This window comes from Frankia umida (assembly GCF_023242945.1).
GTDB lineage: Bacteria > Actinomycetota > Actinomycetes > Frankiales > Frankiaceae > Frankia > Frankia umida.
On the sequence record NZ_JALKFT010000019.1, the window covers coordinates 1 to 14383 of the forward strand.

The following is a 14383-nucleotide window of genomic DNA, read 5'->3' on the forward strand; positions in this document are numbered from 1 at the left end:
TCTTCGCCCGGGCCGCCCTGCAACGCCTCGGGGACAACTTCGCCCCGTCGCTGCCCCCCAAGAGCGACGAGGCACCCGCTGGGCGGGGGCGGGGCGGGGGGCCCCCCAGCGGGGGGGGGGACGGGCACCCCACGGCCGGGGGGTGCGGGGTGCCCGTCGGGTCCGGTGGGCAGGCCGCGCTGGACCAGGACGACCGCGGCGCCGTTGACCAGCACCACCACCAGCGCGACGAGCACCAGGGTGCCGCGGCGCCCGCTGTGGCCGGTCATCCGATCCGGACCCAGCGGGCGACCGAGGGAACCCCGGCGGTGTTCTGCGCGAACATCATGTAGTACCCCGGCGGTAGCAGGTTCGGATTGGCGGGGACGTCGACGTTGATCTGGCCGTTCTGGCCGGCGGTGACCGGCAGGTCGACGCTGCGCTGGTTGGGGTCGGCCTGATGGGTGACCGACGCGGGGCGCAGCAACGTGACGCGACCGATGTCGCCGGTGACGCCGAGGGTCTGATGGGAGCCGTAGCCAAAGGTGGCGGCGGCGGCGGTGATCGACGGCCGGGTCCGGGTCATGTACCACGGCCGGTAGACGGAGATGGTCTGGTTGAACGAGCCGTCCAGCGGGTTGTTGCCCAGCGCCGCGACGCTGCCGTCGGGCAGCAGGAAGGCCTGCGAGTGGTAGGTGCGGTCCTGCGGATCGGCGGGCACCGAGGTGAAGTGGTTGGTCACCGGGTCGTAGAGCGACGCCTCGTGCACCGGGTCGGAACGCAGGTGCCGGCCGCCGCCGGTCTCGAGGACCAGACCGTCGGGCAGGATCACCGCGCTGACGTACATCTTCGCCGCGGGCAGGTTCGGGCCGGGCTGCCAGTGCGGGTCGGCCTGACGCAGGTCGATGAGGTCGGTGCTGGCGATCGCGTCGGCGCCGGCGTCGCCGTTGCCGCCGCCGAGGGTCAGTACCCGGCCGGCCTGGGCCGGTGGCAGCAGCACCGAGGCGCCCTGGTCACGCAGGTTGACGTCACGCAGGCCGGGGACGTCGTTGACGGTGGCGGTGGCCGGATCGTAGATGTTCGAACCGGCCGCGGTCGGCGCGTTGCCGAACGTGTGGACGCCGGCGTAGAACAGCCGTCCGTCGGACATCAGTTTGAGTTCCGGGTAGAGCCCCCAGAAGAAGAACGTCTGGGGTACCTGGGCCGCCGGCAGCCAGCGGCCCTGGGTGCTGTCGAACTGTTCGGTGGCCACACTGCCCGCCGCGTTCTGGTCCAGCCCGCCGACGGCGATGACGTCACCGGTGCCGAGCGCGGTCAGGCTCGGATACCAGTGGCCGCCGCCGGGAAGGTCGTTCGTGACGGTGTAGGTGCCCGCCACCGGATCGAAGACATAGCTTTTCGCCAGGCCTTTGTAGTTCGTTGTCGGCGTCGAATAGGCAGATGTTCCGCCGGCCAGCAGAATGCGCCCGTCCGGGAGCTGTACATGCCCGGAGCAGAAAAGGTCGTCCGCAGTGGGTGCGTTCGCGAACTGGCCGGTGCTCGGGTTCCAGACGGTGGCGGTGAAGGCGTGCGAGTCGAACGCCGCCTGGTCGTTTCCCGAACCGGCGACGAGCAGCACGTCTCCGGTGTGCAGAACGCTGGCGTGCACGGAGCGCACGGGCATCTGGTAGCTCAGGGTCTGCCAGGTGCCGCCGCAGTCGGCGGTGCAGCCGCCGGGTGGGGGCGGCGGGACCGGTCCGGGATCACCGCCCCCGGTGTAGTCGACCCGGATCTGCGCGCCGCCGGCACGCTCGTAGTACTCGGTGACGAGGGTGTGGGTGCCCGCGGTCAGGGTCGGGGACGCGGTGAACGTCGTCGGGCCCTGATCGTTCCAGCCGTCGATGACGCGGGTGCCGTCGACGTAGACGCGGACCCCGTCGTCCGCCGTCGCGGTGATCTGGATCGGGCCGCCGGCGAAGCTGTCGACCCTGGTCCAGCGGGCGGAGAAGGCGTCGGTGCCGATACCGGGCACGTCCGGGCCGCTGTTGCCGTAGGGATGGTGCAGGCCGGTCTCGCAGCGGGCCGGCGTCGGCGGGCCGGTCAGGGTCACGTTCGGGAAGTACTGCGCCGACCACTGGATCGAGTTGCAGGACGCCACCGGTGCCGCGGTGAACTGTTCGCCGACGTGGACGGTCGCGCCGCCGGTGTGCTCGTAGTACTCCACCTTCAGGTCGTGGCTGCCGGCGCTGACCGCCACGTTCGCCGTGTAGGTGGTGGGGCCCTGGTCGCGCCACTGGTCGAGGACGGGCTGGCCGTCGACGTACACCCGGATGCCGTCGTCGGCGGTCACGGTAAGCGCGAGCGTGCCGGCGGCGAGCGTCTCGGTGCGCGTCCAGCGGACGGAGAAGTTGTCGGCGCCGATGCCGGGCAGTCCCGGGTCGCCGCCGCCCCAGTCGTGGTCGATGTCGGCCGAGCAGCGGGGCACGCTGGTGCCGCCGAGCGTCCGGTTCGGGAAGTACTGCCCCGACCACTGGCCGGCAGGACAGTCCGGGCCGCCGGTGCCGGGGTCCGGGTCCGGGTCGCCGTCGGGGTCGCCGGTGAAGTCGAGGTCGACCAGCGCGCCGCCGGCGGCCTGGTAGTACTCGACGACCACGGTGTGCGCGCCCGCGGTCAGCGTGCGCGCACCGGAGTAGGTCTGGGGGCCGTGGTCACCCCAGCCGTCGGCCACCGGCTGCCCGTCGATGAGCACCCGGACGCCGTCGTCTCCGGTCACCGAGGCGGTGTAGGCGCCGGCGGCGAGGGTGAACGTGCGGGTCCAGCGCACGGAGTAGTTCGTGGTGCCAAGGCCGGTGACGCCCGGGCCGTTCAGCGACCAGTCGAAGTCGACGGCGGCGTCGCAGCGCTGGGCGACCGAGGTGCCGGCCAGCGCCGTGCCGGTGAAGAAGTCGGCGTTCCACTCGGTGTTCGGACAGGTCAGCGCCTGGGCGGGGGTGCCCACCGCGATCAGGGCGAGGCCCTGTCCGACGGCCGAGGCCAGCAGCACCACGCCCAGCAGCGCCCGCCTCGGCCGTCTGGACCGCCCTGACCGCCCTGGCCGGTGCCGCCGTGCGCGGCTGGGATCAGCCGGGGGCATCGGTGGCCTCCTCGCCCGCGGCCGCCGCCGCGGGGACGAGGGTCCGCTCTCGGGCGGTGGGACGGGCCCGGCCGCTCAGGTGGCGCGGTGCCCGACGTCCGGTGGGCGGGGGCACGGGACGGGTGCGGTAGACCAGCCGGTCGACCACCAGGTAGCGCACCAGCACGGCGGCGGCGAGCGACAGCAGGGTCGCGATGCCCACGCCCACCCCCCAGCGGCCGACCAGCAGCGCCAGCAGGGGCAGCCGGATGACCAGGTCCAGGTTGTTGAGCAGGGCGAAGGTCGGATAGCGCCGCAGCCGGGAGCCGTCGCGGCGATCCCAGACCAGCAGCTCACAGCCGACGAAGTTCCAGGCGATCGCGGCCTGCGTGGCGATGATCGCCGCGGCCAGGTAGTGCAGCCCGAGGTGGTGCAACGCGGCGGTGCCGAGCAGGTTCGGCGCCGTGCCGGACGCGCCGACCAGCGCGAACCGGGCGGCCCGCGGCACCCGCAGGGCGAACAGGCGGCGGGCGAACCGCAGACCCTCGGTCATCGACGCGTTGGACGCCCCGGCGTGACGCTCGGCGAACGTGTAGCCGACCTCGCGCACCCGCAGCTGTCCCGCGGTGGCGAGCAGCTCCAACAGGATCTTGTACCCGTCGGGGCGCAGTCCCGCGGTGTCGACCGCGGCGACCCGCACCAGGAAGAAGCCGCTCATCACGTCGGAGACCCCGCGCAGCCGGCGCGGGAACGCGAGCCGGCACAGCAGGTTCGACCCGGACGAGACGAAGTGGCGGACCGTCCCGGACAGCCCGGACGCGCTGCCGCCGGCCACGTAGCGGCTGGCCACGACCACGTCGGCACCGTCGCGGACCGCCGCGGCCAGCAGGTCCGGGATCGTCTCCGGCGGATGCTGCAGATCACCGTCGATGATCACGGCGAACGGCGCCGCGCACAGGGCGAAGCCCTCGGTCACCGCGCCACCGAGCCCGCCCGCGCGCTGCCCGGCGGCCCGGTGGTGTATCCGCACCGGCAGCCGCACCGTCGCGCGGACCCGCTCGATCTCCCGCTGCGTCCCGTCGTCGGAGTCATCGACGAAGATGACCTCCCCGGCGACCCCGGCCAGCGCCGCGTCCAGGCGGCGCAGCAACGGGGCGACGTTGTGCACCTCGTTGCGGGTCGGCACCACCACCGACACCTGGAGGTGGGGGCCTCGGACACCCCGCACCGGGACGGGTTCGTCGTCCGGTGGGTTGCGGGGGCGCGGCAGGTCCGGTCGACGCAGCATTCCGGTGTGATCGTCGGGTTGTTCACCCGCGGACATCGGTGTCACCGCAGCCAGCCCAGGAATGATTTCTGTCGCCCCACAGGCATATTTCTTACCAAGAGCATGACGAACTTCCCCCAGGTTTACAGGCCGAACTTCGGCCCTTTACCGCTCCCCCGGGCCGACCCTCGGCCGAACATTTGACGGCCGGTGGAAAAAGTACACGCACACGCCCGCACGAGGGGCCAGAGCACCCACCCGGCACACTCCGAGACACAACCAGAACATCTACAGCATCCACAACGTGGCCCAACCCGGCATGAAATTCCCGACATTCCCGCCAGGAATTCACTGCATCTTCAACCGCTTACTTCCTGCGCCGAGATTCCGTTTCTGGCGGGCCAGGGAGCATGTCTCACCCGGGAAGACCGCACGCCGGATGACGGCCCGCACCGAGGGTCGCGGGCGAAACGGGTCCGACCGAATCCAGTGGGGTCCGACCGAATCCGGTGGGGTCCGGTTGAATCCGGCGGGGTCAGGCGGGGTCGAGGCCGTCGCGCAGCATGTCGGGCAGGTCACCGGAGTGCACGACGCACAGGGAGCGGGTGGCCCGGGTCAGCGCGACGTAGAGGTCGGCGAGCCCGCGGGTCGGTTCGGCGAGCAGGTCGGCGGGTTCGACGAGCACGACCGCGTCGAACTCCAGGCCCTTGGTCTCGGCGACGCTGAGCACGGCGACCGGGGCGTCCAGCGCGTTACCGGCGACGCTGGTCGGGTCGATCGAGTCGGGGGTGACGGCGAGTTCGGGCATCAGCGCGATCAACGCCGAGCGCAGGGGCTGGACGTCCCTGGGCCGAGCGATGACCGCGACCCGACCCGAACCCGCCGATCCGTCGTGGCCGCCCAGGCCCAGGCGCAGCGCCTCGCGTTCGGCGGCGTGCGCGACAGCGGCGATCACCTCGGCGGTCGGCTCGCCGGGGAGCACCGGCCGCTGCGCGAGCATCGGGCCAAGGCCGGTCACCTGCTCCACCGGCACGTCGCCGGCCCGCAGCGCCGTGGGGCGCCGGCCCACCGAGCGCACCGACACCGGTGCGACCAGGTCCGGGTCCTGCGCGCGCAGGACCTCGGCGGCCACATCCATGATCTCCTGGGGGGTGCGGTAGTTGACCGTGAGCCGCTCGATGGTGAACCGGTCGTCGACCACCGGGGCGAGCAGCCGCTCCCACTGGGTCGGCGCGCCCGGGCGGGCCGTCTGGGCGAGGTCGCCGACCAGGGTGGCGGTGCGCCCCGGGCAGCGGCGCCACAGCAGCCGCCACAGCATCGGTGAGATCTCCTGGGCCTCGTCCACGATCAGGTGGCCGAACGCCCAGCCACGGTCGAGGCTGGCATGCTCGGCGGCGCTGCGTCGGGTGCGTGGACCAGCCCAGCGGTCGGCCAGCGCGTCCGCGTCGATCTGGCCGTCCAGGCCCAGCATGTCGACGACGCCGCGGGCGTACTCACGCTCCTCGGCACGCTCCTGCTCGGCACGGCGAGCCGCCTCCAGACCGGCTTCCTCGTCCGGATCGCCGAGGAGTTCCGCCGCCTCGTCGAGCAGCGCGACATCCGCCGGTGTCCACTCCCCGGTGGCCCCGCCCGCCGTGGCCGACCCGCCCGCCGTGGCCGCGCCGCCCGGTATCCGTGGATGCGGGATCCGCCCGGAGGCCAGGTCCCGGGGCTGGGGCTGGGGCGTCGGCTGGGTGGGGGTGAGCAGGTTGGCCGGGGCGAACAGGTCATCGTCCGCGTCCGCGTGGGCCGAGGCCGAGGCGGAGCTGGGGCTGGGGCTGGGGGTCAGCAGGGCTCGTTCGGCGGGGGTGAGGTGGTTACCGGCGGCGCGGGCCAGGACGGCGGGCTGGTGCAGCAGGTCACCGATGAGCTGCTGCGCGGTGAGCAGCGGCCACAGGGCGTCGAGGGCGCGCCGCACGACGTCGTCGGTCCACAGGTCACCGGTGATCTGGCGGCGTTCGTCCTGGTCGAGCAGGCCGCCGGGGACCTGCCGGACGACCTGGTTGGTGAGCTCGGCGAGCAGTTCGCGCAGGAACACCCGGCGAGCGCCGTTGTGCGGGCGGCGGCTGCGGCGCGCACGGGTACGGGCCCGGGCGACCCGGTCCTGGCTGACCCGCAGCGTCATCCCGTCGTAGGCGAGGTTCAGACCACCGGAGGGCACGCGCTGGCGGTCACGGATCGCGGCGGCGATCACGTCCGCCATCCGTGGGTCACCCTTGAGGGTGGCGACCTCGACCGGTTCGGTGCCGGTCGCCTCGACGCCGGGGAACAGCCGCGCCGGGGTCGCGAAGACCACACCGGTCTCCCCGAGGGAGGGGAGCACCTGGTCGATGTAGCGCAGGAACACCGGGCTCGGCCCGACTATCAGCACTCCGGACTGGTCCAGCCGGGCCCGGTCGTTGTAGAGCAGGTAGGCGGCGCGGTGCAGCGCGACGGCTGTCTTGCCGGTGCCGGGGCCGCCGTCGACGACGAGGATGCCGTTCGCACGGGCGCGGATCACCCGGTCCTGCTCGGCCTGAAGGGTGGCGATGATGTCGTGCATCCGGCCGGTGCGCGGCGCGGACAGCGCCTCCAGCAGCACCGAGTCCCCGGACGACCCGGAGGTGCCGGAGGTGCCGGAGGTGCCGGACGACTCGGCGGCGTCGGACGCGGGCGACGGGTCGGTGCCGAGGGCGCCGCTCAGCGGGTCGTCGGCGATGCCGGTGACCTCGCGGCCGCGGGTGCGCAGATGGCGGCGACGCAGCAGGCCGTGCGGATCGGCCAGCGTCGCCCGGTAGAAGGCGGTGGCCACCGGTGCCCGCCAGTCGACGAGCATCGGCTCCTGCTCGCTGTCGGACAGGCCGATCCGCCCGATGTAGGTGCGCTGACCGTCGGTGTGATCCATCGCGCCGAAGCACAGCCGGCCTTCGGCCGCGTCCAGGCGGGCCAGGCGGTCGGCGTGGGCGGCGGCGAAGACGTCGCGTTCGACCACCGACTGCGGGGTGCCGGTGCCGACCGCGAGCAGCACGCCGCGCAGCTGGTCCCGGGTGATCTGGCGAACCTCGTCAAGGCGGGTGTAAAGGCGGTCCAGGTACGCCTGCTCCCGGGCACGCTCCACGTCCTGCGTGGTCGCCACGATCGCTCCCCTCCGAGAAAGTCAACCGCTCCAGATTACGGATACCGCCGAACGTTCGGCGGAGACGGGGCTGGTCAGGACATCCCGGAGGTCGACTCACGCAGGTCCGTGACGTCGTGTTCCTGCCGTACCCGCACCAGGGCGGCCACCAGACGAGGCAGATCGGTGCGTTCGACGAGGTCGGCCAGCCGGGTGGCACTCGTGGGCAGGCCGAGCTCGCGGGCGGTGCGGCACACCCGTTCGTCGATGTAGGGGATCAGCTCGTCCCAGCCGGCCTGGGCCTCCCGCAGGAAGATGTCGGCGCCGACCGGGCCGATGCCGTTGATCCGCTGGAGCAGGGCCCGTTCGCGTTCCGGCGAGCCGTCGGCGGCCCGGCGCAGGCCACGGATGTCACCGTCGTAGGTGTCGGACAGGTAGCGGCAGGCCGCTTCGAGCTGGTGGGAGATGCTTTCGTCGTAGCCGGCGTAGCCGTTGCCCCGAAGCACCTCAGTGCGCCGCGTCCCGGTCGCCTCCGCCATCGCCGCGGCGTCGGTCCAGCCGGCGTCCAGAAGTGCCCGGCAGGCCGCCACGGCGGACGGTGTCCGGATCGGCGCGCCCGCGAGCACCGCGAAGACGGTCAGGGCGAACATCCCCTCGGCGGTGTCCGCCGGCACGTCGGCGCCGATCTCCTCGGCGAACGTGCGCCCGTGCCGCTCGAGCAGTTCCGCGACCACCGCCTCGATGTCAGTTGCCATGCCATGGGGCTACCCGCGTGAGGTGACCGTGACTCCGCGCCGGCCCGTGCAGGTGCCAGGCGGCCCCCGGGCGGCAGTCGACCGTCCTTCCCAGCAGGTTCCGATCGGCGCATGTCGGGACGGCCACCTCTCCCGCACGCTGGAACAGGTAGTTGGGGCAGGTACCAGGCAGGGGAGGGTGACATGTCCACCGAAGCGGCGCAGTCCGTATCGTGCTCGCCGGAGCTGACCACCGGGCTGGCGCGGGAGGTGGTCGCGACGGCCGTCGCGGCGCCGTCCATCCACAACACCCAGCCCTGGCTGTGGTATCTCGATCCGGCTCTGCCCGGTGGGGCGCCGGCCGGGGCGGCGCTGACGCTGCGGGCCGACGTCGACCGTCAGCTCGGCGTCGTCGATCCGGACGGGCGTCAGCTGCTGCTCAGCTGCGGCGCGGCGCTCCACAACGCCACGCTCGCCCTGCGCATGCACGGCCTGGACCCGCGGATCACCCTCTTTCCGGACGGCGACGACCTGCGGACCCGGCCGCTGGCCCGGATCGCCCTGGCCGGGCGGCGCCCACCGGTCGACGCCGAGTGCGCGCTGGCCGCCGCGATCCCGCACCGGCACACCGACCGCCGACCGTTCGATCCGCGGCCGCTGACCCCCAGCACCGTCGACCGGCTGCGCGTCGCCGCCGAGGCGCAGGGCGCCTGGCTGACCGCGCCGACCGACCGGACCCTGCGACTCCAGGTCGCCGTCCTGCTGTCGCGGGCCGCCTGGATCGAGGCGCACGACGCCGACTACCAGGCGGAGCTGGCCCTCTGGAGTCGCACGGCGCCCGCACCGGACGGCATCCCGCGCAGCGTCGTCGTGCCCACCGAGGTTCCCCGCCAGTCCGAGTTCCCACTGCGTGACCTGGACGTCGACCTCACCGCCGCGGCCGGCATCGCACCCGAACTCGCCGGCTCGATCGAACATCCCGACATCCTGCTCATCGGCACCGACGCGGACACACCCGTCGACCGGCTGCGCGCCGGCGAGGCGATGCAGCGTGTCCTGCTCACCGCCACCACGCTGGGCCTGGTCACCTCGCCGATGTCGCAGGCCATCGACATGGCCGGGCTACGGGAGAGGTTCCGCGCCGCCACCGGCGGCCTCGGCCACGTGCAGATGATCCTGCGCGTCGGCTACCCCCATCCCGACTCCCCGCCGACGCCCGCCACCGCGCGCCGCCGGGTCGAGGACGTCCTGCGCGTCCCCTGAGCGCCTACGCGGCGGTGGTGTAGGCGACGCTGGCGAAGCTGTCAGCGGGCTGGCCGGCGGCGTTGACGCAGCGCACCGTGATCGTGGCCGTCCCACCTGGCGCGCCGGTGCTGGTACCGGTTCCAGCGCCGGTGCCGGTGCCGTCGGTGGCGGAGCAGCGGGCGGTGGGTTCGCCGTAGGGGGTGACCGCCACCAGGTCAGGGGTACGCGCGACACCGGGGAAACTCACCTCGTACCGTCCGATGGCCAGCCGACGGACCTGGTTGGTGGCGCCGGTGCTGTTCGCCGAGTACCAGCCCCAGGCGTTCACCGGCGCACCGATCGGAGCCTGCTGCGTCGGCCCGCCCCGCACGGAGACACCGGTGAAGGCGTGACCGAAGCTCGTCGCGTCCTGCGCCTGGGGGATCAGGGCGTGCCCGCTGGTGTAGAGCAGGACGAACGGGCTGTCCGTGCCGGTGGCGCCGCGGGCGCAGCCGACGAACACCGACTGCCGGTCCGCCCCGACCACCCGTCCGAGCGCGTTGCAGCCCACCGAGTCGTCACCGATCGCGTTGACCTGAAGGTTGTTCCCGTCCTTCGCGAACGCCGGGCCGATCAGGTCGATCGTGTAGTGCCCAGCCCCGACCCGGCGGACCTCGATCGTCCCCGGGCCGCTCACGCTGTACTCGTCCGCCGGCTTGGCCGTCGGTGCCGACGCGTCGTCCAGGCGCAGGTAGGCGTACGCCCCCGCGCCCGTCACCGGCTCGGCGGACGGGGACGTGGACGTCGTCGGCGTGGCGGTGGACGTCGCGGCGGTGGACGTCGCGGCCGGCGTGGTGGACGTCGCGGCCGGTGTGGCGGTGGATGGCTGCGGGACGTAGGTGAACATCGCGGTGAAGGCCGAGTCCGTGGCGGTTCCGGCGGCGTCGCGGCAGGTCAGGTCGACCTGCTCGGCCGTGCCCGCCGCATCCCAGCGGACCACGTGGCAGGACACGACGGGGGCGGTCGGTTCCGCGCTGGCGGCGCCCGTGCTGGCGGCCGCGTCCAGGGCGGTGACCAGCGGGATGCCGCGCCCGCCGCGGACGGCCAGGCCCGGGAAGGTCACCCGGTAGCTGCCGGTCGCCTGGTGGATGACGCTGACCTGCCCGTCCTGGGTGCGCGGGGTGCCCGGGGTGCTCTGAGGGGCGCTCGAGCGCCAGCTGCCGGCACTCGCCGTCGCCGGGACAGTCGTGGCCACGCCGATCTTCGCGGCCGCGTCGGTGAAGCGCGCGAAGCCCCAGGCCGGCGTGGTCCGCACCGCCGCCGGGGACCGGGACGTGCTGGCCACCGGGGTGGCGTCCGTCGGGCCGCTGCTGTCACCGCCGTCGCTGCCGCAGGCCGCGGGGACGAACAGCATCGCCGCACCGGCCAGGGTGGCGATGCTGCGCAGGCCGCGTCCCCTGCCGCGGACAGCGGTGCGGACTGTGGCGCGGGGTGCGGTCCCAACCATCGATCTGACTCCTGGGCCTTCGGTCGGCGGACATGATCTGAACCTGACGATGGCACAGGTTCCGGGAAGGGGATGCGCCGGGCGCCGGTCCATGCCTGTCTTTCCGATGACAGACCGTTTTGGCCTTTCGGGACGCCCCGCCGTATCGGTGACCAGCGAACCTCGCCTAAGATTTTCCTCAGGTGAACCGCCGGACGGCGGATCGGCAGATGAGCGATCAAAGGTCGGCACGGGACGCCGACGGGGTCACCACACGGCGTGATCTCGTACGGTCGGTAACCGAAGCGCGGCAGGTAGGGGAAACGGGAGCGATGGCATCATCGGATGCTGAGGTGGCGGCGCGCACCGTCCCCCTGGACGCGGACGACCCCCGCGAACTCGGGTCGTACCGGCTGCTCGGGCAGCTCGGCAAGGGCGGCATGGGCAAGGTGTACCTGGGCCGTTCGGCGAAGGGCCGACTTGTCGCGATCAAGGTGATCCGCAACGAGGCGGTCAGCAACCCCGAGTTCCGCGCCCGGTTCCGGCTCGAGGCCGAGACGGCGCGCCGCGTCGCCCGGGTCTGCACCGCCGAGGTCCTCGACGCCGACCCCGACGCCGAGTGGCCCTACATCGTCACCGAGTTCATCGAGGGTGAGACCCTCTCGCGCTACGTGCAGCGCAACGGCCCGCTGGCGGACGCGAACCTCGAGCAGCTCGCCGTCGGTGTCGCCGCGGCGCTGACCGCCATCCACAGCGCCGGGATCATCCACCGCGACCTCAAGCCCGCCAACGTCATCCTCTCCCCCTTCGGCCCGCGCGTGATCGACTTCGGTATCGCCCGCACCGCCGATGCGGGCAGCGGCCTGACCGGTGACCTGCAGCAGCTCGGCACGCCCGCGTTCATGTCCCCCGAGCAGATCGAGAGCAGCCCGATCACCTCGGCGGTGGACGTCTGGGCCTGGGGCGGCCTGGTCGCCTACGCCGCCACCGGCCACTACCCGTTCGGCGAGGGTTCGGCGCAGGTGCTGCTCTACCGGGCGCTGCACGAGGACCCCCGCCTCGACGACGTGGACGCGGCCCTGCGTCCCATCGTCTGGCTCGCGATGCGCAAGGACCCCAACGGCCGCCCCAGCGCCCAGCAGCTCATGCTCCGCCTGCTCGGCGACCCCTCCAGCTCCAACCCGGACGCGGCCGCCGCCGTCAACCCCGAGGACGTCACCAACGTCCTGCAGGGCTGGCAGCTGCCCGTCCCCGGTCCCGACAGCGCGACCGGCGCGGGCGGCGCCACCGCCGGGGCCACCGGCCCCACCTCCTACGCCGGCGCGCCGTACACGGGCGCCCCACACACCGGCGGGCAGCACACCAGCGCCGGCTACACCGCCGGCCCCGACGACGCCACCCGCCTGCCCACCTCCGGTTTCCGGCCGGGCGCCGGGCCCGCTGAGGGCACGGTCGGCGGGCAGACCCCCACCCGCCTCGGCGGCTCCGGCCCGGACGGGCCCGGTACCGCCCCGGGTGCACCCGGCACACCGCCTGGCCCGCACAGGCGCTCGAACCGGACTCCGCTGCTCATCGGCGGCGCCATCGTCGCTGTCGGCGCGATCCTCGCCGTCGTCCTGGCCATCGCCAGCGGCGGCAAGGACGACGACACCGCCACTCCCACCGCCACCGGCGGCGCCTCGGCCACGTCGACGGCCCCCGCGACCACCGCGCTGCCGGAATCCGCCCAGGCGCTGGGCAAGGATCAGATCGTCTACACCGCGAAGAAGAACGGCAGCTACAACCTGTTCACCGCGACGGTCCCCGCCGGCACTGGCGAGATCACGAACGAGAAGCAGATCACCTCCGACGCCGGCGACGAGATCCTTCCGGTCATCCGCCCGGAGCGCAAGACCATCGTCTACTTCGCCAAGGGCACCGACGGCCGCAACCAGTACATGGCCATCGCCGCCGACGGCGCCGGCAAACCCTTCCCGCTGTTCACCACCGGCGAGGCCGCGAAGCTCAGGATCCCGGACGACACCCGCCCGTCGTTCTCGCCCGACGGCGGTTCCATCGTGACCCGCTCGCTGACAGACGGTACTGGCGCATCCCAGGCCGGCCTGTACGTCGTGCAGATCGATACGTCCAAGGTCTCCCGGATCGCCGGGGCCGCGCCGCGTGCCACCGATCCGGCCTGGTCCCCGAGCGGCGACAAGATCGCCTACTGGGCCAACACGGCGGATGGTGAGCGCGGCTTCATCGTCACCATCGGCACCGAACCCGGCGCCAAGGCGAACCGGTTGACCGAGGGGCAGGGCAACGGGGACTCCGACCCGGCCTGGTCCCCGGACGGCGGGAAGATCGCGTTCACCCGCTCCGTCAACGGGAACCTGGAGATCTTCGAAATGGACTCCGGCGGCTCGCCGCCCGTGCAGGTCACCGACACTCCCGGCGACGACCAGGACCCGACGTTCGCACCCGCACCCGACGGCCGTCTGGTCTTCAGCGCGCAGCGACCAGGTGAGGACAAGCAGCTCCACGTCCTCGACCTGCAGAATCCCGCTGGCACCGACCACCGGATCACCCCCGGCAACACGCTGCCCGCCCACGTCCGCTGGAACGCCGGCTGACGGGTCCCCACCACGCGGCCAAACGACCGGGCGTCGCACACCCCGCCTTCTTTTTCCGCGGCGGGTGCCGGAGCTCGGTCCTCGTCCACAGGGGTCGGGGCTGTCCACAGCCGCCCGGCGGGCGTTTCGCTGGACGGTCCTCGGGCCGCGGACTCGGCGGATGGATCAGGCTCTCGACCGGGTGATCACCCTCGCCCGGCGACAGGATGACGTCGTCACCCGCGCCCAGGCCCTCGCGCTCGGTCTGTCCCCCGACGCGATCAGGACACGGCGGCACGATCTGCGGCCTGACCGCCGCTCGGCTTCATGGCGTGCCCGGCCTTCCCGAGCGCCGGTCGGATGAGCCGGTCGACCTCGCGTTTCCGAACGCCGACCATGCTCGTCTGCGCAACGGCTACCGTCGGCACCGGTCGACCCACACCCCCGATGAGGTCGCGGACCTCTCCGGCCTGCCCACCAGTTCGTTACCGCGAACACTTGAGGATCTTGCCTTTCTGTCCGGCTGCTGCTCTGCGACGCCGGCCTGCCACCGGAGGAAACCCAGTGGCGGGTGCGCGATCCGGCTACCGGCAGCATCGTCGCCCGCCTTGACTTCGCCTGGCCCACAGCGTTACTTGCCCTCGAGGCGGACGGCGTCGGCCCGCACAGCGAGCCTCAGGCGCTCTTCCGCGACCGGCACCGTCAGAACCAGCTCGTCCACCTGGGCTGGGAGGTTCTCCGCTTCACCTTCCTGGACGCGACCGCCCACGCCCGCCGCCTGACCGAGACCGTCCGCGCGGCCCTGCGCGACGCCGAATCCCGCCGCGCCACCCGCTCCCTGCGCGGCAGCCCAGGCTGACACTTGACGAAAGTCACCG

Annotated in this window: 8 protein-coding genes and 1 pseudogene; 3 read left to right on the forward strand and 6 right to left on the reverse strand. The window is 73.0% G+C overall.

Features of this window, described 5'->3' with window-relative positions; all coding sequences use genetic code 11:
* The 5 genes and pseudogenes from MXD59_RS17740 to MXD59_RS17760 all read right to left on the reverse strand — a co-directional run.
* Positions 1 to 269, reverse strand: a pseudogene (locus MXD59_RS17740) (hypothetical protein); the annotation flags it as partial.
* Positions 266 to 3004, reverse strand: a complete 2739-nt coding sequence (locus MXD59_RS17745) for a PA14 domain-containing protein (protein ID WP_248825812.1) — start codon at positions 3002 to 3004, stop codon at positions 266 to 268. The pseudogene MXD59_RS17740 and the gene MXD59_RS17745, both read right to left, overlap by 4 nt.
* A gap of 73 nt (positions 3005 to 3077) precedes the next feature.
* A complete protein-coding gene (locus tag MXD59_RS17750) occupies positions 3078 to 4394 on the reverse strand; it encodes a glycosyltransferase (protein ID WP_248825813.1) in 1317 nt (438 codons plus the stop codon).
* Positions 4395 to 4872: 478 nt separating this feature from the next.
* Positions 4873 to 7491, reverse strand: a complete 2619-nt coding sequence (locus MXD59_RS17755; RefSeq protein ID WP_248825814.1) for a HelD family protein — start codon at positions 7489 to 7491, stop codon at positions 4873 to 4875.
* A 74-nt stretch (positions 7492 to 7565) separates the two neighbouring features.
* Positions 7566 to 8225: a hypothetical protein gene (locus MXD59_RS17760; protein ID WP_248825815.1), complete on the reverse strand. Its 660-nt coding sequence runs from the start codon at positions 8223 to 8225 to the stop codon at positions 7566 to 7568.
* A 183-nt stretch (positions 8226 to 8408) separates the two neighbouring features.
* Here MXD59_RS17760 and MXD59_RS17765 point away from each other — a divergent pair, with 183 nt between their 5' ends.
* The gene (locus tag MXD59_RS17765) at positions 8409 to 9467 is read left to right on the forward strand and encodes an Acg family FMN-binding oxidoreductase (protein WP_248825816.1); all 1059 of its coding nucleotides are present in this window, start codon (positions 8409 to 8411) and stop codon (positions 9465 to 9467) included.
* 4 nt (positions 9468 to 9471) lie between these two features.
* On the opposite strand, the gene MXD59_RS17770 is transcribed toward MXD59_RS17765, so the two are convergent.
* Positions 9472 to 10935: a hypothetical protein gene (locus tag MXD59_RS17770; protein WP_248825817.1), complete on the reverse strand. Its 1464-nt coding sequence runs from the start codon at positions 10933 to 10935 to the stop codon at positions 9472 to 9474.
* A gap of 311 nt (positions 10936 to 11246) precedes the next feature.
* Here MXD59_RS17770 and MXD59_RS17775 point away from each other — a divergent pair, with 311 nt between their 5' ends.
* Entirely contained in the window at positions 11247 to 13526 is a 2280-nt protein-coding gene (locus MXD59_RS17775; RefSeq protein WP_248825818.1) for a protein kinase domain-containing protein, read from the forward strand.
* A 550-nt stretch (positions 13527 to 14076) separates the two neighbouring features.
* Positions 14077 to 14364, forward strand: a complete 288-nt coding sequence (locus MXD59_RS17780) for a DUF559 domain-containing protein (RefSeq protein ID WP_248825819.1) — start codon at positions 14077 to 14079, stop codon at positions 14362 to 14364.
* Positions 14365 to 14383: the final 19 nt, after the last annotated feature.

Excerpts from the sequence above, each read along its gene's own strand:
- MXD59_RS17750 (WP_248825813.1), bottom strand. The coding sequence starts at position 4,394 with ATGTCCGCGGGTGAACAACCCGACGATCACACCGGAATGCTGCGTCGA.
- MXD59_RS17760 (WP_248825815.1), bottom strand. The coding sequence starts at position 8,225 with ATGGCAACTGACATCGAGGCGGTGGTCGCGGAACTGCTCGAGCGGCAC.
- MXD59_RS17765 (WP_248825816.1), top strand. The coding sequence starts at position 8,409 with ATGTCCACCGAAGCGGCGCAGTCCGTATCGTGCTCGCCGGAGCTGACC.
- MXD59_RS17770 (WP_248825817.1), bottom strand. The coding sequence starts at position 10,935 with ATGGTTGGGACCGCACCCCGCGCCACAGTCCGCACCGCTGTCCGCGGC.
- MXD59_RS17775 (WP_248825818.1), top strand. The coding sequence starts at position 11,247 with ATGGCATCATCGGATGCTGAGGTGGCGGCGCGCACCGTCCCCCTGGAC.